Below are 19,263 nucleotides of genomic sequence, written 5' to 3' on the forward strand. Positions count from 1 at the left end.
GCGTGAATGATCGACTGGTGGTCCAGGGGGCCCGCGAGCACAACCTGCGTAACGTCGACCTGGACCTCCCGCGCGACAAGCTGGTGGTCTTCACCGGTCTGTCCGGGTCCGGGAAGTCGTCGCTGGCCTTCGACACCATCTTCGCGGAGGGGCAGCGCCGGTACGTCGAGTCGTTGTCCGCCTACGCCCGGCAGTTCCTGGGCCAGATGGACAAGCCGGACGTCGACTTCATCGAGGGGCTGTCCCCGGCGGTGTCGATCGACCAGAAGTCCACCAACCGGAACCCGCGGTCGACGGTGGGCACCATCACCGAGGTCTACGACTACCTCCGCCTGCTGTTCGCCCGTGCCGGGACCCAGCACTGCCCGGTCTGCGGCGAGCGGGTCACCGCGCAGACCCCGCAGCAGATCGTCGACCGGCTGCTGGAGCTGCCCGAGGGCACCCGCTACCAGGTGCTGGCGCCGGTGGTCCGTGGTCGCAAGGGCGAGTACGCCGACCTGTTCACCGAGCTCCAGGCCAAGGGCTTCGCCCGGGTCCGGGTCGACGGCGAGGTCGCGCAGCTGTCCGCGCCGCCCACCCTGGAGAAGAAGCTCAAGCACGACATCGAGGTGGTCGTCGACCGGCTGGTGTCCCGCGAGGGCGTGCAGCGCCGGCTCACCGACTCGGTGGAGACCGCGCTCGGCCTGGCCGACGGGCTCCTGGTGATCGAGCTGGTCGACGCCGAGGCGGACGACCCGGAGCGGTTCCGCCGGTTCTCGGAGAAGCGCGCATGCCCGAACGACCACCCGCTGTCCCTGGACGAGATCGAGCCGCGGACCTTCTCCTTCAACGCGCCCTACGGCGCCTGCCCGGAGTGCACCGGCATCGGGTCCCGCCTGGAGGTGGACCCCGACCTGGTGATCCCGGACGAGGACCTGTCGCTGGCGGAGGGCGCGGTCGCGCCGTGGACCCTCGGATCGGCCGACTACTTCCAGCGGGTGCTCGGCGCGCTGGCCGACGACCTGGGCTTCTCGATGGACCAGCCGTGGCGCGCGCTCCCGCAGCGGGCCAAGGACGCCGTGCTGCACGGCAAGGACCACGAGGTGCACGTCAAGTACCGCAACCGCTGGGGCCGGGAGCGCCAGTACTCCACCGGGTTCGAGGGGGTGATCACCTTCCTGCACCGCCGCCACGAGGAGACCGACTCCGAGTGGTCGAAGGAGAAGTACGAGGCGTACATGCGGGAGGTGCCCTGCCCGGTGTGCGCGGGTGCCCGGCTCAAGCCCGAGGTGCTCGCGGTCAAGGTCGGCGGCAAGTCGATCGCCGACGTGACGAACCTGCCGGTCGGCGAGGCCCGTGCCTTCCTCACCGCGCTCCAGCTCGGGGTGCGCGAGGCGCAGATCGCCGCGCAGGTGATGAAGGAGATCGACGCCCGGCTCGGCTTCCTGCTCGACGTCGGACTGGACTACCTGAGCCTGTCCCGGCCGGCGGGCACCCTCTCCGGCGGTGAGGCCCAGCGGATCCGGCTGGCCACCCAGATCGGCTCCGGTCTGGTCGGCGTGCTCTACGTGCTGGACGAGCCGTCCATCGGCCTGCACCAGCGGGACAACCGGCGGCTGATCGACACCCTGACCCGGCTGCGCGACCTGGGCAACACCCTGATCGTGGTCGAGCACGACGAGGACACCATCCGCGCCGCCGACTGGATCGTCGACGTCGGCCCGGGGGCGGGGGAGCACGGTGGCCGGGTGATCCACTCCGGTGACTACGCCGGGCTGCTCGCGGCGCCGGAGTCCGTCACCGGTGCGTACCTGTCCGGTCGGCGATCGATCCCGATGCCCGCCAAGCGGCGCAAGATCGACACCAAGCGGCAGGTCAAGGTGCTCGGCGCCAAGGAGAACAACCTCCGCAACATCGACGTCAGCTTCCCGCTGGGCGTGTTCACCGCGGTGACCGGGGTCTCCGGCTCCGGCAAGTCCACCCTGGTGAACTCGATCCTCTACACCGTGATGGCCAACGAGCTGAACCACGCCCGCCGGGTCGCGGGACGGCACAAGCGGGTCACCGGCCTGGACCAGCTGGACAAGGTCGTGCACGTCGACCAGGCGCCGATCGGCCGCACCCCGCGGTCCAACCCGGCGACCTACACCGGGGTGTGGGACCGGGTGCGCAAGCTGTTCGCCGAGACCACCGAGGCCAAGGTCCGCGGCTACACCGCCGGGCGGTTCTCCTTCAACGTCAAGGGCGGTCGCTGCGAGGCCTGCTCCGGCGACGGCACGCTGAAGATCGAGATGAACTTCCTGCCCGACGTCTACGTCCCGTGCGAGGTCTGCCACGGCGCCCGGTACAACCGGGAGACGCTGGAGGTGCACTTCAAGGGCAAGACCGTCGCGGACGTGCTCGACATGCCGATCGAGGAGGCCGCGGAGTTCTTCGCCGCGGTGCCCGCGATCAGCCGGCACCTGAAGACCCTGGTCGACGTCGGCCTGGGCTACGTCCGGCTGGGCCAGCCCGCCACCACGCTCTCCGGCGGTGAGGCCCAGCGGGTCAAGCTGGCCACCGAGCTGCAGCGCCGGTCCACCGGCCGGACGGTCTACGTGCTGGACGAGCCGACCACCGGTCTGCACTTCGAGGACATCCGCAAGCTGCTCGCGGTGCTGCAGTCCCTGGTCGACAAGGGCAACAGCGTGATCGTGATCGAGCACAACCTGGACGTGATCAAGAACGCCGACTGGCTGATCGACATGGGCCCGGAGGGCGGGTCCGGCGGCGGCGTGGTCGTGGGCCAGGGCACGCCGGAGCACCTGGCGACGGTGGAGGCCAGCCACACCGGCCGGTTCCTCGCCGAGGTGCTGGAGCAGACGCAGGAGGCGGTCAGCGCCTGACCGACGACGAACGGCCCGCCGGATCATCCGGCGGGCCGTTCGTCACGTGGGGGTGTGCGCGGGTCACTCCCGGGTCGCGGCGGCCGGCTCGACCACGACCGGGAAGTTCACCGACCGCGCGATGAAGCAGTGCTCGTGCGCCCGCTCGTGCACCTCGGCCAGCCGGGCGTCCAGGTCGGCACCCGGGACGACGTCACCGCGCAGGGTCACCCGGGGGCGGAGCACGACCTCGGTGAAGGCACCGTGCCCGGCCGCCTCGACCCGCATGGTGCCGGTCGCCCGGTCCCGGTAGTCCACGACCACGAACCCGTCCGCCCCGGCCAGGTGCAGGAACCAGAGCATGTGGCACTGGGACAGCGAGGCGACCAGCAGGTCCTCCGGCGTGTGCCGGGCGGGATCGCCCCGGAAGGCGGCGTCCGCGGACCCGGCCAGCGCCGGCTTGCCCGCCACCAGGACGTCGTGGTCCCGGGAGTAGCTGGTGTATCCGGTGGTGCCCTCCGACCCGGCACCGGTCCAGACCACGTCGACGTCATAGCTGTGCAGCAGGCCCATGCCGACACGGTAGAGGGTGGCGAACGCCACCGCGTGCGGGCGCGTCGTTGTCGGTCGCGCTGACTACCCTCGACGTCATGGCTGATCCCGCGACCTACCGTCCCGCGCCCGGGGAGATCCCGGATCAGCCCGGGGTCTACCGGTTCCGGGACGAGCACGGCCGGGTGATCTACGTCGGCAAGGCCAAGAGCCTGCGCCAGCGCCTGAACTCCTACTTCCAGGACGTCGCCGGACTGCATCCCCGCACCCAGGCGATGGTGACCACCGCGGCGTCCGTGCAGTGGACGGTGGTGGGCACCGAGGTCGAGTCGCTGGCCCTGGAGTACTCCTGGATCAAGGAGTACGACCCGCGGTTCAACGTGAAGTACCGGGACGACAAGTCCTACCCGTACCTCGCGGTCACCCTGGCGGAGAAGTTCCCCCGGGTGCAGGTGATGCGCGGCGCCAAGCGACCCGGCACCCGCTACTTCGGTCCCTACGCCCACGCCTGGGCGATCCGGGAGACGGTCGACCTGCTGCTGCGGGTGTTCCCGGTCCGCACCTGCTCGGCCGGGGTGTTCAAGCGGGCCCACCAGCAGGGCAGGCCCTGCCTGCTCGGCTACATCGACAAGTGCTCCGCCCCGTGCGTCGGCCGGATCAGCCAGGACGACCACCACCTGCTGGCCGAGGAGTTCGCCGACTTCATGGCCGGTGACACCGCGAAGTTCACCCGGCGGCTGACCGCCCGGATGAAGGAGGCCGCCGCCGACCTGGACTACGAGCGCGCCGCCCGGCTCCGGGACGACATCGCCGCGCTGCAGCGGGCGACCGAGAAGAACGCGGTGGTGCTGTCCGACGGCACGGACGCGGACATCTTCGCGCTGGTCGGCGACGAGCTGGAGGCCGCGGTCCAGGTGTTCCACGTCCGCGACGGCCGGATCCGCGGGCAGCGCGGCTGGGTGGTGGAGAAGGTCGAGGACGTCACCGACGCGGAGATGATCGAGCGGCTGCTCCAGCAGGTGTACGGGGAGGTGGAGAGCACGGGGGAGGGCTCCGCCGCCGTGCCGCGCGAGGTCCTGGTGCCCGTGCTGCCCGCCGACCTGGAGGAGGTGCAGGCCTGGCTCACCGGCCTGCGCGGCTCGCGGGTCCAGGTCCGGATCCCGCAGCGCGGCGACAAGCACGAGCTGGCCGAGACGGTGCGCAAGAACGCCGAGCACGCGCTCGCCCTGCATCGCACCCGCCGGGCCGGCGACCTCACCACCCGGTCCCAGGCGTTGCAGGAGATCCAGGAGGCACTGGGCCTGGAGACGGCGCCGCTGCGGATCGAGTGCTACGACGTCTCGCACAACCAGGGCACCTACCAGGTGGCGTCGATGGTGGTGTTCGAGGACGGTCTGGCCCGCAAGAGCGAGTACCGGCAGTTCACCATCCGTGGCTCGGAGGGCGACGGCGCGCGGGACGACACCGAGGCGATGCACGAGGTGATCACCCGCCGGTTCCGCCGGTATTTGGCCGAGCGGGAGAAGGCCGGTGACCTGGAACTGGGCCTGGGGGAGGACCAGACCGCCGAGGCGCTGGCCGACGCGGACCTGGGCGAGGTGCGCAGCGGGCCGGTCGACCCGACCACCGGCAAGCCCCAGCGGTTCGCCTACCCGCCGAACCTGGTGGTGGTCGACGGCGGCCCGCCGCAGGTCGCCGCCGCCCGCAAGGCGCTGGACGAGCTCGGGATCACCGACGTCGCGCTGTGCGGCCTGGCCAAGCGGCTGGAGGAGGTCTGGGTCGCCGACGACGACTACCCGGTGATCCTGCAGCGGTCCTCGGAGGGGCTCTACCTGCTGCAGCGACTGCGGGACGAGGCGCACCGGTTCGCGATCACCGCGCACCGGCGCAAGCGCTCCAAGGGCATGACGGCCTCGGTGCTGGACGACGTGCCCGGCCTGGGTCCGTCGCGTGCGGCCGCCCTGCTGCAGCACTTCGGCTCGGTCAAGCGCCTGCGGGCCGCCACCGCGGAGGAGATCGCGGCGGTCCCGGGGATGGGCCCGAAGACCGCGGACGCGGTGGTCACCGCGCTGGCCGGTCCGGCGACAGCGCCGGTGTCCGCCCCGCCTGCCGCGTCATGACCGACGACTGGCATGCTGGACCCATGAGCGACGAGATCTCGCCGATCACGGTCCCGCACGGCATCCCCGCGATCGAGGCGGCGACCACGGCCCCCCGTGTCACCGAGCCCCACCTGATCATCATCACCGGCATGTCCGGCGCCGGTCGCACCCGGGCCGGTGCGGTGCTGGAGGACCTGGGCTGGTACGTCGTCGACAACCTGCCCGCCCAGATGCTCACCCACCTGGTCGGCATGCTGACCCACGGCGCACCTCCCTCCGGGGATCTGCGGCTCGCGGCGATCGTGGACGTCCGCGGCCGGGAGTTCTTCCCGGACCTGCTGCAGGTGCTCGCCCAGCTCCGCGAGTCCGGCGTCGACTACAAGATCCTGTTCCTGGAGGCCTCGGACGAGGTCCTGGTCCGCCGGTACGAGCAGGTCCGGCGGCCGCACCCGCTGCAGGGCGACGGCCGGATCACGGACGGCATCTCCGCCGAGCGCGATCTGCTGCAGGACATCCGGGAGCGCGCGGACCTGCTGATCGACTCCTCCGAGACCAACGTGCACGAGCTGGGCCGCCTGGTCCGGGAGGCGGTCGCCGGCTCCGAGGAGGAGGAGCTGCGGATCAACGTCACCTCCTTCGGCTTCAAGTACGGCATCCCGCTGGACGCGGACCACGTGGTCGACGTCCGGTTCCTCGCCAACCCGTACTGGATCACCGAGCTGCGGCACATGTCCGGCCGGGACGCCCCGGTGCGCGACTACGTGCTCGGCCTGCCCGGCGCACGGACCTTCGTCGACCGCTACGTCGACGCCCTGGAGCCGGTGCTCGCCGGGTACCTGGAGGAGGAGAAGCGCTACGTGACCATCGCGGTCGGCTGCACCGGCGGCAAGCATCGCTCGGTCGCGATCAGCGAGGCGATCGCGGAGCGTCTGCGTGAGCGGGGCCAGCGCGTCACCGTCGCCGCCCGGGACCTGGGGAAGGAATGACGCCCCCGGCCTTCGTCGCGCTCGGCGGCGGCCACGGGCTGAGCGCCACGCTGTCGGCCCTGCGCCGGCTCACCGACCGGATCACCGCGGTGGTCACCGTGGCCGACGACGGCGGCTCCTCGGGGCGGCTGCGGGACGAGCTGGACGTGCTGCCGCCCGGCGACCTGCGGATGGCCCTGGCGGCGCTGTGCGAGGACTCCGACTGGGGACGCACCTGGCGCGACGTGCTCCAGCACCGGTTCACCTCCGCCGGGGACCTGGACCAGCACGCGGTCGGGAACCTGCTGATCGTGGCGCTCTGGGAGCTGCTCGGCGACACCGTGGACGGTCTGGACTGGGTCGGCCGCCTGCTGGACGCCAAGGGCCGGGTGCTGCCGATGGCGGCGGTCCCGCTCGCGATCGAGGCCGACGTGCTGCACCCCGACGGCAGCACGGGCCAGGTCCGTGGCCAGTCCAGGGTCGCGGTCACCACCGACCGGATCGCGCAGGTCCGGCTCACCCCCGAGCGCCCGCCCGCCCTGCCGGAAGCGGTCGCCGCCGTCCGGGAGGCGGACTGGGTGGTCCTCGGTCCGGGCTCCTGGTACACCTCCGTGATCCCGCACCTGCTGGTGCCCGAGCTCGCCGACGCCCTGCTCACCACGACCGCCCGCCGGATCGTGGTGCTGAACCTGTCCCCGGAGTCCGAGACCGCCGGGATGGGTCCGTGCGAGCACCTGGACGCGCTGCGGGACCACGCACCCGGCCTCCGGCTGGACGCCGTGATCGCCGATCCCGGCGCCGTGGAGGACGTGGACGAGCTGGCCGCGCGCACCGAGGGCCTCGGCGGGCGCCTGCTGCTGCGGCAGGTGCGGCGCGGGGACGGCACCCCCACGCACGACGCCCTGCGGCTGGCCGCGGCGATCAGCGACGTGGTCCAGGACTACCTGGGTGACGTCGGTGCGCGGAGCTCCCGGACCACTCAATCGGGCCCGGGCACCAGCCGGGGAATGGCAAGATGACGCCCATGGCTCTGACGGCACAGGTGAAGGACGAACTCGCTCGTCTCCAGGTGGACAAGACCTCGTGCCGCAAGTCCGAGGTCGCGGCGATGCTGCGGTTCGCGGGCGGCCTGCACATCATCTCCGGCCGGGTCGTGATCGAGGCCGAGCTGGACACCGCCGCCGCCGCACGTCGTCTGCGCCAGGCCATCGCCGAGGTCTACGGCCACCAGTCCGAGCTGATCGTGGTCTCCGGCGCCGGGATCCGGCGCGGCAACCGTTACGTGGTCCGGGTGGTCAAGGACGGCGAGTCCCTCGCGCGCCAGACCGGCCTGCTGGACAACCGCGGACGCCCGGTGCGCGGGCTGCCGCCGCAGGTGGTGGCCGCCGGGATCGCCGAGGCCGAGTCCGCCTGGCGCGGCGCCTTCCTGGCCCACGGCTCGCTGACCGAGCCCGGCCGGTCCTCCTCGCTGGAGGTCACCTGCCCCGGTCCGGAGGCGGCGCTGGCCCTGGTCGGCGCGGCCCGTCGGATGCAGATCCCGGCCAAGGCGCGCGAGGTCCGCGGCATCGACCGGGTCGTGATCCGGGACGGGGACGCGATCTCCGCCATGCTGGCCCGGCTCGGCGCGCACGAGGCGCTGCTGATCTGGGAGGAGCGCCGGGTGCGCCGCGAGGTGCGCGGCACCGCCAACCGGTTGGCGAACTTCGACGACGCGAACCTGCGCCGGTCCGCCCGGGCCGCGGTCGCAGCCGGAGCCCGGGTCGAGCGGGCGTTCGAGATCCTGGCCGCCGACCTGCCCGAGCACCTGCGTCAGGCGGGGGAGCTGCGGCTCGCCCACAAGGAGGCGTCCCTGGAGGAGCTCGGCAAGCTGGCCGACCCGCCGCTGACCAAGGACGCCGTCGCGGGGCGGATCCGCCGGCTCCTGGCGACCGCGGACAAGCGCGCGCAGGAGCTCGGCATCCCCGACACCGAGGCCGGTCTCAGCCCGGACCTGCTGGACCTCTGACCAGCGGCGGGTGAAGCCCCCGGCGCCTCGCCGTCGGCAGACCTTGGTCCCTGCAGCACTGCGCGCGCGGGTATAGGCTTTGGACCATTCGGAGGGCTTGCTCCGGTCAAGAATCGATGACCAGCAGGTTTCCGAGTGGGCGTACACCGTCGTGCGCAGTCCATCACCGCTATGAGTGTGTGCCGACACGGGTCGGCGCGTGCCGAGGAGGGCAAGTGACCATCAAGGTCGGCATCAACGGCTTCGGCCGTATTGGACGCAACTTCTACCGGGCCATCATCGAGTCCGGAGCCGACATCGAGATCGTCGGCGTCAACGACCTGACGGACAACAAGACGCTGGCGCACCTGCTCAAGTACGACACCGTGCTGGGCCGTTTCCCCAAGAGCGTCTCGTACGACGAGAACAACATCATCGTCGACGGCAAGCCGATCCGTGCGCTCGAGGAGCGCGACCCGGCACAGCTGCCCTGGGGCGAGCTGGGCGCGGACATCGTGATCGAGTCCACCGGCTTCTTCACCGACGCCACCAAGGCCAAGGCGCACATCGACGCCGGCGCCAAGAAGGTCATCATCTCCGCTCCGGCGAAGAACGAGGACGCCACCTTCGTCATGGGTGTGAACCACACCGACTACGACGCGGCCGTCCACCACATCATCTCGAACGCGTCCTGCACCACGAACTGCCTGGCCCCGATGGCCAAGGCGCTCAACGACGCGATCGGCATCGAGCGTGGTCTGATGACCACCATCCACGCCTACACCGGCGACCAGAACCTGCAGGACGGCCCGCACCGCGACCTCCGTCGTGCCCGTGCCGCCGCGCAGAACATCGTGCCGACCTCGACCGGTGCCGCCAAGGCCGTGGCCCTGGTCCTGCCGGAGCTCAAGGGCAAGCTGGACGGCTTCGCGATGCGCGTCCCGACCATCACCGGCTCCGCCACCGACCTGACCTTCACCGCGTCGCGTGAGGTCACCGTCGACGAGGTCAACGCCGCGGTCAAGGCCGCCGCCGAGGGCCCGCTCAAGGGCGTGCTGTCCTACGTCGAGGACGAGATCGTGTCCTCCGACATCGTGACCGACCCGCACCAGAGCATCTTCGACGCCAAGCTCACCAAGGTGTCGGGCGACCTGGTCAAGGTCGTCTCCTGGTACGACAACGAGTGGGGCTACTCCAACTCCCTCGTGAACCTGACCTCGTACGTGGGCGAGCGTCTCTGACGCACCCCCTCAGGTCGAACTGCATGCGTCCGCGGATGCCGGGTCATCACGCCCCGGTGTCCGCGGACGCGGCATGTCCGGCCTTCTCCTGAACCACGTTCGGCACCTCCACGCTAGGAGAAGCAGCATGAAGACCATCGACGACCTGGGTGACCTGCGCGGCAAGCGCGTGCTGGTCCGCTCCGACTTCAACGTCCCGCTGGACGGCACCACCATCACCGACGACGGCCGGATCCGCGCCGCGCTGCCGACCCTCAAGCGCCTGCTCGACGCCGGTGCGAAAGTCATCGTCACCGCGCACCTGGGCCGCCCGAAGGGTGAGCCCGACGCCACGTACTCCCTGGCCCCCGTCGCCGCCCGCCTGGGCGAGTTGCTGGGCCAGGACGTCGCCCTCGCCGGTGACGTGGTCGGCGACTCCGCCAAGGCCACCGTCGCCGCGCTGGAGGACGGTCAGATCGCGCTGCTGGAGAACATCCGCTTCGACGCGCGCGAGACCTCCAAGGACGAGGCCGAGCGCGGCGCGCTGGCCGACGAGCTGGCCGCCCTCGCGGACGCCTTCGTCTCCGACGGCTTCGGCGTGGTGCACCGCAAGCAGGCGTCGGTCTACGACGTCGCGCTGCGCCTCCCGCACGCGGCCGGCACCCTGGTGCTGACCGAGGTCGAGGCGCTGCGCAAGGCCGTCGAGGACCCGGAGCGTCCCTACGTCGTCGTGCTCGGCGGCGCCAAGGTCTCCGACAAGCTCGGCGTGATCGGCAACCTGATCACCAAGGCCGACAAGCTGCTGATCGGCGGCGGCATGATGTTCACCTTCCTCAAGGCCCAGGGCTACGAGGTCGGCTCCTCGCTGCTGGAGCAGGACCAGGTCGACACCGTCAAGGGCTACCTCGCCCAGGCGCAGGAGGCCGGTGTGGAGATCGTGCTCCCCGTCGACACCCTGGTCGCGCCGGAGTTCGGCTCGGACGACTTCGAGACCGTCGCCGTCGACGCCATCCCGGCCGACAAGATGGGCCTGGACATCGGCCCGAAGTCCGGGCAGCTGTTCCGTGAGGCCATCCTGGGTGCGAAGACCATCGCCTGGAACGGCCCGATGGGCGTGTTCGAGCGCGCCGCCTACGCCGAGGGCACCAAGGCCGTCGCACAGGCGCTGGTCGACACCGAGGGCTTCTCGATCGTCGGCGGTGGCGACTCCGCCGCCGCGGTCCGGCTGCTCGGCTTCGACGAGGCCGGCTTCGGCCACATCTCGACCGGTGGCGGCGCGTCGCTGGAGCTCCTGGAGGGCAAGACCCTCCCCGGCATCGCTGTCCTGGAGGACTGACACATGGCACGTACCCCGCTGATCGCAGGCAACTGGAAGCTGAACCTGGATCACCAGGAGGCCGTCCACCTGGTGCAGAAGCTGGCCTGGACCCTCAAGGACGCGAAGCACGACTTCGCGCAGGCCGAGGTCGTCGTCCTGCCGTCCTTCACCAACATCCGCTCCGTGCAGACCCTGGTCGACGCGGACAAGCTGGAGATCGGCTACGGCGCGCAGGACGTGTCGCAGCACGCGTCCGGTGCGTACACCGGTGAGGTGTCGGCGAACCAGCTCGCCAAGCTGGGCGTGACCTACGTCGCGACCGGCCACTCCGAGCGCCGCCAGTACCACGCCGAGTCCGACGCGGTGGTGGCGGCCAAGTCCGTCGCCGCCCTGGGCGCCGGGATCACCCCGATCGTCTGCGTCGGCGAGGGCCTGGAGATCCGCAAGGCGGGCACCCACGTCGAGTACACCCTCGCGCAGCTCGAGGGCTCCCTGGCCGGGGTCACCCCCGAGCAGGCCGCCACCGTCGTGATCGCCTACGAGCCGGTGTGGGCCATCGGCACCGGTGAGGTCGCCACCCCCGAGGACGCCCAGGAGGTGTGCGGCGCGATCCGGGTGAAGCTCGCCGAGCTGTACTCCGCCGAGGTCGCCGACGCCGTGCGCGTGCTCTACGGCGGTTCGGTGAAGTCCGGCAACGCGGCGGAGATCATCGGCAAGCCCGACGTGGACGGCGCCCTGGTGGGCGGCGCCTCGCTGGACGCCGAGGAGTTCGCCAAGATCGCCCGGTTCAACGCCTGATCCGAGCAGAACCTGGTCACGGTCGGCGCGGGGACGATCTCCGCGCCGACCGTGATCCGCCCGGGTGGCCCGTCGGTCAGGACCGAAACCCCGCCACACCGCCCGGAGCTGGCCCCTGACGGCGCACGTCGCCTACCCTGGGCCGAGTTCGACCCCCTGGCCCGACCGCACCGGTCGGCCCCGATCGAGAGACACGACACCGCCGTGACTGCCCTGCGCATCGTCCTCCAGGTCCTCCTGGTGGCCACGAGTCTGCTGCTCGTCCTGTTCGTCCTGCTGCACAAGGGGAAGGGCGGCGGTCTGTCCGACATGTTCGGCGGTGGCATCTCCAGCAGCGCCGGATCCTCCGGTGTCGCCGAGCGGAACCTCAACCGGATCACGGTCGGGGTGAGCCTGCTCTGGACGGTCACCATCGTGCTGCTCGCGCTGATCGCCCGGGTGAGCTGACACCATGGCCAGCGGAAGCGCGATCCGGGGGTCCCGCGTCGGTGCGGGCCCGATGGGTGAGGCCGAGCGGGGCGACGCCGCCCCGCGGGTGCTGATCTCGTACTGGTGCGCGAACGGCCACGAGAGCCGTCCGAGCTTCGCCGCGGAGATCGCCGACGACGCCCCGGAGACCTGGGACTGCCCGCGCTGCGGGTACCCCGGCGGCCAGGACAAGGCCAACCCGCCGTCGCCGGTGCGGAACGAGCCCTACAAGACGCACCTCGCCTACGTGAAGGAGCGCCGCACCGAGGAGGACGGCGCCGCCCTCCTGGACGAGGCACTCGCTGCGCTGCGCGCCCGGCGCGGGGGCTGAGGACCGCTCGCCCTCCGCACGACACGGCACGAGGCCCCGTGGAGTCCGACTCCACGGGGCCTCGTGCCGTATGCGGTCAGGCCTGCGGGCCGGCCTCGGCGATGGCCGCGGCGTCCACCAGCCACAGGGTGGCATCGGTGCCGGTCGCGTGCGCGGCCGGGGTGGTGGCGGCCGGGGTGCCCGGGGTCAGCGCACTGGCGACGGCGCCCGCCTTCTCGGCACCGGCCGCGACGACCCAGACCTCACGGGCGGTGTGGATCGCGTCGAAGGTGAGCGACACCCGCAGCGGCGGGGGCTTGGGGGAGTCGTGCACCCCCGTGGTGGTGACGCCGGAGACGTCCACACCGGGGTGCCCGGGGAACAGCGAGGCCACGTGGCCGTCCGGTCCCATGCCGAACATCAGCACGTCCAGCACCGGCAGCTCGGCACCGTCGACCGCGAGGGACCTCAGCTCGGCGGCGTAGGCGGCGGCCGAGTCCTCCGGGGTGGCGATGCCGGCGCTGGCGTCCAGGGCGGGCATCGGGTGCACGTTGGACGCGGGCAGGGCATCGCCGAGGGCGCCGATCAACGCCTCGCGGGCCTGGGTCTCGTTCCGGTCCGGGTCGCCGTCGGGCAGGAAGCGCTCGTCGCCCCACCACAGGTGCACACCGGTCCAGTCGACGGCGTGCCGGGCCTCGGAGCGGGCGACCGCGGCGAGGGTGGCGATGCCGACGGTGCCGCCGGTCAGGCCCACGTGCACCGGGGACTGCCCGGACTGCAGGTCGATCAGCTTGGTCAGCAGGCGCGCGGCGGTGGCCTCCGCCAGCACCTTCGCGTCGGGGTGCACCAGCACGGTACGGGTCACGCGTTCACCTCAACTTTCGGCAGGCCCTTGCGCAGGACCTCGCCATAGACCTCATCGGCGTCCAGTCGACGCAGCTCCTCCGCCAGGCATTCGCGCAGCTGCCGGATCGGCAGCGCGATCCGATGCTCGGGCTGATCGGGCTGGCGCAGGGCGGCGGTCTTGCCGTCCGGGCGGTCCAGCACGATGTCGCCGGAGCGGCGCTCGAGCTTCACCTGGGTGATCGCCGGGGCGTCGGCGATCCGCTCGATCTCCACCGGGCAGTTCAGCGCCCAGCGCAGCCAGGCCGCCATCAGGTCCACCGACGGGTGGGTGGACTCGCCGGAGACCACCGCGCGCTGCACCGGCTCGTAGGGCGGCTGGTCCAGGGTCGCCGCGATCAGGCCCCGCCACAGCGTGGTGCGGGTCCAGGCCAGGTCGGTGTCGCCCTCCCGGTACTCGGCCGCCAGGTCGTGCAGGGTCGCTGTGGGGCTGCTGCACTCGGTGGAGTCGGTGATCCGGCGCCGGGCCAGCGTGCCCAGCGGGTGCTCCGCGGGATCCTTCGGGACCTGGTAGGGCCACCAGGTGACGATCGGAGCGTCCGGCAGCAGCAGCGGGAGCACCAGGGTGTCCAGGTGCCGGGACTGCGCGGCCGAGGGCTTGAGCAGCACGACCTCGGACGCGCCGGCGTCGCCGCCGAGCCGGATCTGGGCGTCCAGCTCGGAATCCTCGCCGGGACCCTCGCTGGTGATCACGAGCACCCGGCACGGGTGCTCGCGCGAGGCGTCGTTCGCCGCGGCGATCGCCTCCTCCGGGTCGTGGTCGCCGACGTCGATCAGCAGGGTGAGCACCCGGCCGAGGGCGATGGCGCCGCCCTCCTCGCGCTCCTGGACCAGACGCTTGTTGATGTCGCCGGTGGTCGTCTTGGGCAGGTCGATGATCACGGTCGCCTCCAGGCTCGTCCGTCGCGCTCCATCATCCGGTCCGCGGACTCCGGACCCCAGGTGCCCGAGCGGTACTGCTCCGGCTGGCCCTGCTTGGCCCAGTAGGCCTCGACCGGGTCGAGGATCTTCCAGGACAGCTCGACCTCCTCGTGCCGCGGGAACAGCGGCGGGTCGCCGAGCAGCACGTCCAGGATCAGGCGCTCGTAGGCCTCGGGGGAGGACTCGGTGAACGCGTGGCCGTAGCCGAAGTCCATCGTCACGTCCCGGACCTCCATCGCGGTGCCCGGCACCTTGGCGCCGAACCGCAGGGTCACGCCCTCGTCCGGCTGCACCCGGATCACCAGGGCGTTCTTGCCCAGCTCCTCGGTGGCGGTGGTCTCGAACGGCAGGTGCGGCGCGCGCTTGAACACCACGGCGATCTCGGTCACCCGCCGGCCGAGGCGCTTGCCGGTGCGCAGGTAGAACGGCACGCCGGCCCAGCGCCGGGTGTCGATGTCCACCCGCACCGCGGCGAAGGTCTCGGTGGTGGAGTTCGGGTCGAAGCCGCCCTCGTCCAGGTAGCCGACCACCCGCTCGCCGCCCTGCCAGCCCGAGGCGTACTGCCCGCGGGCGGTGTGCTTGCCCAGGTCCTTCGGCAGCCGGACCGCGGACAGCACCTTGATCTTCTCCGCGATCAGGTCCTGCGCGCTGAACGACACCGGCTCCTCCATCGCGGTGAGCGCCAGGAGCTGCAGCAGGTGGTTCTGGATCACGTCGCGGGCCGCGCCGATGCCGTCGTAGTACCCGGCACGCCCGCCCACGCCGATGTCCTCGGCCATGGTGATCTGCACGTGGTCGACGTAGTTGGCGTTCCAGATCGGCTCGAACATCTGGTTGGCGAAGCGCAGCGCCAGCAGGTTCTGCACCGTCTCCTTGCCCAGGTAGTGGTCGATCCGGAACACGTCGTCCGGGTGGAAGACCTCGGAGACGACGTCGTTCAGCTCCCGGGCGGACTTCAGGTCGTGGCCGAACGGCTTCTCGATGACCACCCGGCGCCAGGCGCCCTCGGCCGACTGCGACAGGCCGGACCGTGCCAGCTGCTTGCAGACCACCGGGAAGGCGCTCGGCGGGACCGACAGGTAGAACGCGTGGTTCCCGCCGGTGCCGCGCTCGACGTCCAGCTCCTCCACGGTCTGGCGCAGCCGGTCGAAGGCGTCGTCGTCGTCGAAGGTGCCCTGGACGAACCGGATGCCCTCGGACAACTGCCGCCAGGTCGACTCCCGGAACGGGGTCCGGGCGTGCTCCTTGACCGAGTCGTGCACGATCTGTGCGAAGTCCTGGGTCTCCCAGTCCCGCCGGGCGAACCCGGTGAGCGCGAAGCCCGGGGGCAGCAGACCGCGGTTGGTCAGGTCGTAGACCGCGGGCATCAGCTTCTTGCGGGCCAGGTCGCCGGTGACACCGAAGATGACCAGGCCGGAGGGGCCGGCGATCCGGGGGAGTCGTCGGTCACGGGGGTCGCGCAGCGGGTTGTGCTCGGCGCTGACCTTGGCCGGCTTCACTCGACCACCTGGTCCAGGCCCGTGCGGACGGTGTCGAGCAGCTCGGTCCAGGACTTCTCGAACTTCTCCAGGCCCTCGGCCTCGAGCTGCTCGGTGACCTCGTCGATCGAGATCCCGATCGCGGCCAGGCGGTCGATCACCCGCTGGGACTCGTCCTGGGTGCCGGTGACGGTGTCCCCGGTGATGTCCCCGTGGTCCTCGACCGCGTCCAGGGTGGCCTGCGGCATGGTGTTGACGGTGCCGGCGACGACCAGCTCGTCGACGTACATCGTGTCCGGGTAGGCCTTGTCCTTGACGCCGGTGGAGGCCCACAGCGGACGCTGCGGGTGCGCTCCGGCGGCGGCGAGGGCTGCCCAGCGGTCCGATCCGACGACCTCCTGGTAGACGCCGTAGGCCAGGCGGGCGTTGGCGACGGCGGCCTTGCCGCGCAGGGCGGCGGCCTCCTCGGTGCCGAGCTCGTCCAGCCTCGGGTCGATCGCGGCGTCCACCCGGGAGACGAAGAACGAGGCGACCGACGCGATCGGTGCCAGGTCGTGCCCGGCGGCCTTCGCGCGCTCCAGGCCGTCCAGGAACGCGTCCAGCACCGCGCGGTAGCGGTCCAGGGAGAAGATCAGCGTGACGTTGACGCTGATCCCGTCGGCCAGCGCCTGCGCGATGGCGGGCAGACCCTCCTGGGTGGCGGGGATCTTGATGAAGACGTTCGGGCGGTCCACGGTCGACCACAGCGCGCGCGCTGAGTCGATGGTCGCCTGGGTGTCCCGGGCCTGACGCGGGTCGACCTCGATCGAGACCCGGCCGTCCTGGCCGTCGGTGGCGTCGTAGGTCGGGCGCAGCACGTCGGCGGCCTGGCGGACGTCGTCGGTGGTGATCGCGAAGACCGCGCCGTCGACGTCCGTGCCGTGCAGGTCGGCGAGCTGGGCGTCGTAGGCGTCGCCCTTGGCCAGCGCGGAGGCGAAGATGGTCGGATTCGTCGTGACGCCGACCACGCGGTGGTGGGCCACCAGATCGGCGAGGTTGCCGGTGCGGAGCCGCTCGCGGGACAGGTCGTCCAGCCAGACCGCGACACCTGCCTCGCTCAGCCGGTCGAGCGGCGTGGTGCTGCCTGCCATGAAGAAGTCACCTCATTCCGGTCCCGGTGGTGGCCGGGACGTCGACTGACCGGGGCGTGAACGCGCCCTGGACGTGCAGGTCGAGCCTAATCCTGGCGACACGGGGTCCGCCGGTCGGGGCCGCGGTTCGGACGGGCAGGCGACGACCCGGGCCGGTACTGTGCGGCTGACCGGCCCGGATCGGGACGGAGATCACACTCTGGGACTCCCGTCCCTCGGGGCGATGAGGCCCGTCTGGTAGCGCCGTCGTGCGTAGGATGACCGGACGACCGCCCCCTCGTCCGGGGGTCGAGCGAGGAGGACCGGACCGCGTGCGCACCATCAGCCCTGCCATCGGCGCCACTGAGGCCGGAGCGTCCGCCAGCGCGGCCCGCTCGACGGAGCAGGGCGCGCGGTCGAAGGGACTGCGACGCACGATCGGTGCCTATGTCGCGCTGACCAAGCCGCGGGTCATCGAGCTGCTCCTGGTCACCACGCTGCCGACGATGATCCTGGCCGAGGGCGGGCTCCCGTCGCTGTGGCTCGTGGTCGCGACCCTGATCGGCGGAGCGGCGGCGGCCGGGGCTGCCAACGTCCTCAACTGCTACCTGGACCGCGACATCGACCAGGTGATGAACCGGACCAAGCGTCGTCCGCTGGTCACCGGCGAGCTGACGCCGCGGGCCGCGCTGATCTTCGGCCTGGTGCTGACCGTCGCGTCGCTCACCTGGCTCGCGCTGCTGGTGAACGTGCCGTCCGCGCTGCTGACCGGCGGGGCGATCGCGATCTACGTCATCGGCTACACGATGATCCTCAAGCGTCGGACCCCGCAGAACATCGTCTGGGGCGGCGCGGCCGGCTGCATGCCGGTGCTGATCGGCTGGTCCTCGGTGACCGGCGGGGTGTCCTGGGCGGCGGCGCTGCTGTTCGGCGTGATCTTCTTCTGGACGCCGCCGCACTACTGGCCGCTGTCGATGAAGTTCCGCAAGGACTACGCCGCCGCGGGCGTGCCGATGCTGCCGGTGGTGGCCAAGGAGTCCAAGGTCGCCAAGGAGATGATCGCCTACACGGTGGCGATGATCGCCTGCTCGCTGCTGCTGGTGCCGGTCGCCGGGATGACCTGGGTCTACGCGCTGGTCGCCGCGGCGCTCGGCGGGTGGTTCCTCGCCTCGTGCATCGGCCTGTACCGTCGCGCCCAGGACCCGTCCCGCGGCAAGCTCCGCGCCATGACGGTGTTCCACGGGTCGATCACGTACCTGTCGCTGCTGTCGGTCGCGGTGGCGGTGGACGTCTTCCTCCCGTTCTGACCGGACCGGAGGAGGGCGTGCGTGGCTGAGCTGCACACGGCCCTGGACGCCTACCTGGCGCACCTGACGGTCGAGCGCGGGCTGAGCCGGAACACGCTGGCCGCGTACCGCCGTGACCTCGGGCGCTACCTGGAGTTCCTGGCGTCCGCCGGTCGCTCGGCCCCGGACCAGGTGACCGAGCGCGACGTCGAGGACTACCTCACCGCGATCCGCACCGGCTCCGACGGGCGTGCGGAGCTGTCCGCCGCCTCGGCCGCGCGGGCCGTGGTCGCCGCCCGGGGGTGGCACAAGTTCTGCGTGCTGGAGGGACTCGCGCCCGACGACCCGGCGCGGGCGGTGCGGCCGCCCCGGCAGACCCAGCGGCTGCCCAAGGCGATCCGCACCGACGAGGTCGAACGCCTGCTGGAGGCGGCCTCCCTGGGTGACGGGCCGGTGCCGCTGCGGGACCGGGCGCTGCTCGAGCTGCTGTACTCCACCGGCGCGCGGATCTCCGAGGCGGTGGGACTGGACGTCGACGACCTGGACCTGACACCGGGACGGGCCGCGGTGCGGCTGTTCGGCAAGGGCCGCAAGGAGCGCGTGGTGCCGGTCGGCGCGTACGCGGTGGAGGCAGTCGAGGCCTACCTGGTGCGGTCCCGGCCGGCGCTGGCCGTCGCGGGGCGGGGCGGTGCACGGGTGTTCCTCAACACCCGGGGTGCGCCGCTGAGCCGGCAGAGCGCCTGGGCGGTGCTGCACACCGCGGCCGAGCGGGCCGGACTGCCCGCCGAGGTGTCCCCGCACACCCTGCGGCACTCCTTCGCGACCCATCTCCTCGCCGGCGGAGCCGACGTCCGGGTGGTGCAGGAACTGCTCGGGCACGCCTCGGTGACCACCACGCAGCTCTACACCAAGGTCACCCCGGACACGCTGCGCGAGGTGTACGCCACGAGTCATCCGCGGGCGCGCCGGGCGCGGACTGCCGGTCCGGGCGCGACACGCCGGTAGG

Annotated in this window: 17 protein-coding genes; 12 read left to right on the plus strand and 5 right to left on the minus strand. The window is 71.8% G+C overall.

Annotation, left to right across the window (positions count from 1 at the left end; translation table 11 throughout):
- Positions 1-2: 2 nt before the first annotated feature.
- Positions 3-2,864 carry an excinuclease ABC subunit UvrA gene (gene uvrA / locus OGL89_RS09835; protein ID WP_263119883.1) on the plus strand — a complete coding sequence of 954 codons (2,862 nt, stop codon included), beginning with the start codon at positions 3-5 and terminating at the stop codon, positions 2,862-2,864.
- Between the two features lie 63 nt (positions 2,865-2,927).
- Here uvrA and OGL89_RS09840 read toward each other — a convergent pair whose 3' ends face one another.
- The gene (locus tag OGL89_RS09840) at positions 2,928-3,416 is read right to left on the minus strand and encodes an OsmC family protein (RefSeq protein ID WP_263119884.1); all 489 of its coding nucleotides are present in this window, start codon (positions 3,414-3,416) and stop codon (positions 2,928-2,930) included.
- A gap of 77 nt (positions 3,417-3,493) precedes the next feature.
- On the opposite strand from OGL89_RS09840, the gene uvrC reads away from it, so the two are divergent.
- From uvrC to OGL89_RS09885, 9 genes are all read left to right on the plus strand, one after another.
- Positions 3,494-5,515, plus strand: coding sequence for an excinuclease ABC subunit UvrC (gene uvrC, locus OGL89_RS09845; RefSeq protein ID WP_263119885.1), 2,022 nt, complete (start codon positions 3,494-3,496; stop codon positions 5,513-5,515).
- 23 nt (positions 5,516-5,538) lie between these two features.
- A complete protein-coding gene (gene rapZ, locus OGL89_RS09850; RefSeq protein ID WP_263119886.1) occupies positions 5,539-6,483 on the plus strand; it encodes an RNase adapter RapZ in 945 nt (314 codons plus the stop codon).
- Positions 6,480-7,481 (plus strand): uridine diphosphate-N-acetylglucosamine-binding protein YvcK, encoded by a 1,002-nt coding sequence (gene yvcK / locus OGL89_RS09855; protein ID WP_263119887.1) that lies wholly within the window; start codon positions 6,480-6,482, stop codon positions 7,479-7,481. The genes rapZ and yvcK overlap by 4 nt, the downstream gene beginning before the upstream one ends.
- Positions 7,482-7,486: 5 nt before the next feature.
- The gene (gene whiA, locus OGL89_RS09860; protein ID WP_263119889.1) at positions 7,487-8,467 is read left to right on the plus strand and encodes a DNA-binding protein WhiA; all 981 of its coding nucleotides are present in this window, start codon (positions 7,487-7,489) and stop codon (positions 8,465-8,467) included.
- Positions 8,468-8,682: 215 nt separating this feature from the next.
- Positions 8,683-9,687, plus strand: coding sequence for a type I glyceraldehyde-3-phosphate dehydrogenase (gene gap / locus OGL89_RS09865; protein ID WP_263119890.1), 1,005 nt, complete (start codon positions 8,683-8,685; stop codon positions 9,685-9,687).
- Positions 9,688-9,814: 127 nt separating this feature from the next.
- Positions 9,815-11,002, plus strand: coding sequence for a phosphoglycerate kinase (locus OGL89_RS09870; protein ID WP_263119891.1), 1,188 nt, complete (start codon positions 9,815-9,817; stop codon positions 11,000-11,002).
- A 3-nt stretch (positions 11,003-11,005) separates the two neighbouring features.
- Positions 11,006-11,782: a triose-phosphate isomerase gene (tpiA, locus tag OGL89_RS09875; protein ID WP_263119892.1), complete on the plus strand. Its 777-nt coding sequence runs from the start codon at positions 11,006-11,008 to the stop codon at positions 11,780-11,782.
- 204 nt (positions 11,783-11,986) lie between these two features.
- The gene (secG, locus tag OGL89_RS09880; RefSeq protein ID WP_263119893.1) at positions 11,987-12,229 is read left to right on the plus strand and encodes a preprotein translocase subunit SecG; all 243 of its coding nucleotides are present in this window, start codon (positions 11,987-11,989) and stop codon (positions 12,227-12,229) included.
- A 4-nt stretch (positions 12,230-12,233) separates the two neighbouring features.
- Positions 12,234-12,581, plus strand: coding sequence for an RNA polymerase-binding protein RbpA (locus OGL89_RS09885; RefSeq protein WP_263119894.1), 348 nt, complete (start codon positions 12,234-12,236; stop codon positions 12,579-12,581).
- A 76-nt stretch (positions 12,582-12,657) separates the two neighbouring features.
- Here the strand turns inward: OGL89_RS09885 and pgl are convergent, their stop codons facing one another.
- The 4 genes from pgl to tal are packed head-to-tail and all read right to left on the minus strand — an operon-like array spanning position 12,658 to position 16,992.
- Positions 12,658-13,425, minus strand: a complete 768-nt coding sequence (gene pgl, locus OGL89_RS09890; RefSeq protein WP_263119895.1) for a 6-phosphogluconolactonase — start codon at positions 13,423-13,425, stop codon at positions 12,658-12,660.
- Entirely contained in the window at positions 13,422-14,345 is a 924-nt protein-coding gene (locus OGL89_RS09895) for a glucose-6-phosphate dehydrogenase assembly protein OpcA (protein ID WP_263119896.1), read from the minus strand. Before OGL89_RS09895 ends, pgl begins: the two co-directional genes overlap by 4 nt.
- Positions 14,342-15,883 carry a glucose-6-phosphate dehydrogenase gene (gene zwf / locus OGL89_RS09900; protein WP_263119897.1) on the minus strand — a complete coding sequence of 514 codons (1,542 nt, stop codon included), beginning with the start codon at positions 15,881-15,883 and terminating at the stop codon, positions 14,342-14,344. The genes OGL89_RS09895 and zwf overlap by 4 nt, the downstream gene beginning before the upstream one ends.
- Positions 15,880-16,992 (minus strand): transaldolase, encoded by a 1,113-nt coding sequence (tal, locus tag OGL89_RS09905; RefSeq protein WP_263119898.1) that lies wholly within the window; start codon positions 16,990-16,992, stop codon positions 15,880-15,882. The genes zwf and tal overlap by 4 nt, the downstream gene beginning before the upstream one ends.
- 320 nt (positions 16,993-17,312) lie before the next feature.
- Here tal and OGL89_RS09910 point away from each other — a divergent pair, with 320 nt between their 5' ends.
- Both OGL89_RS09910 and xerD read left to right on the plus strand, forming a co-directional pair.
- Entirely contained in the window at positions 17,313-18,278 is a 966-nt protein-coding gene (locus OGL89_RS09910; protein WP_263119914.1) for a heme o synthase, read from the plus strand.
- Positions 18,279-18,299: 21 nt separating this feature from the next.
- Positions 18,300-19,262, plus strand: coding sequence for a site-specific tyrosine recombinase XerD (gene xerD / locus OGL89_RS09915; protein ID WP_263119899.1), 963 nt, complete (start codon positions 18,300-18,302; stop codon positions 19,260-19,262).
- Position 19,263 lies beyond the last annotated feature (1 nt).

Origin of the sequence: Cellulomonas sp. RIT-PI-Y, from assembly GCF_025642745.1 — a bacterium.
Classification (GTDB): Bacteria; Actinomycetota; Actinomycetes; order Actinomycetales; family Cellulomonadaceae; genus Cellulomonas.

What these genes read in the sequence shown, in the direction of transcription:
- tal (WP_263119898.1), bottom strand. Translation starts at nt 16,992, where the DNA reads ATGGCAGGCAGCACCACGCCGCTCGACCGGCTGAGCGAGGCAGGTGTC.
- whiA (WP_263119889.1), top strand. Translation starts at nt 7,487, where the DNA reads ATGGCTCTGACGGCACAGGTGAAGGACGAACTCGCTCGTCTCCAGGTG.
- rapZ (WP_263119886.1), top strand. Translation starts at nt 5,539, where the DNA reads ATGAGCGACGAGATCTCGCCGATCACGGTCCCGCACGGCATCCCCGCG.
- OGL89_RS09885 (WP_263119894.1), top strand. Translation starts at nt 12,234, where the DNA reads ATGGCCAGCGGAAGCGCGATCCGGGGGTCCCGCGTCGGTGCGGGCCCG.
- yvcK (WP_263119887.1), top strand. Translation starts at nt 6,480, where the DNA reads ATGACGCCCCCGGCCTTCGTCGCGCTCGGCGGCGGCCACGGGCTGAGC.
- uvrC (WP_263119885.1), top strand. Translation starts at nt 3,494, where the DNA reads ATGGCTGATCCCGCGACCTACCGTCCCGCGCCCGGGGAGATCCCGGAT.
- OGL89_RS09840 (WP_263119884.1), bottom strand. Translation starts at nt 3,416, where the DNA reads ATGGGCCTGCTGCACAGCTATGACGTCGACGTGGTCTGGACCGGTGCC.
- tpiA (WP_263119892.1), top strand. Translation starts at nt 11,006, where the DNA reads ATGGCACGTACCCCGCTGATCGCAGGCAACTGGAAGCTGAACCTGGAT.
- OGL89_RS09870 (WP_263119891.1), top strand. Translation starts at nt 9,815, where the DNA reads ATGAAGACCATCGACGACCTGGGTGACCTGCGCGGCAAGCGCGTGCTG.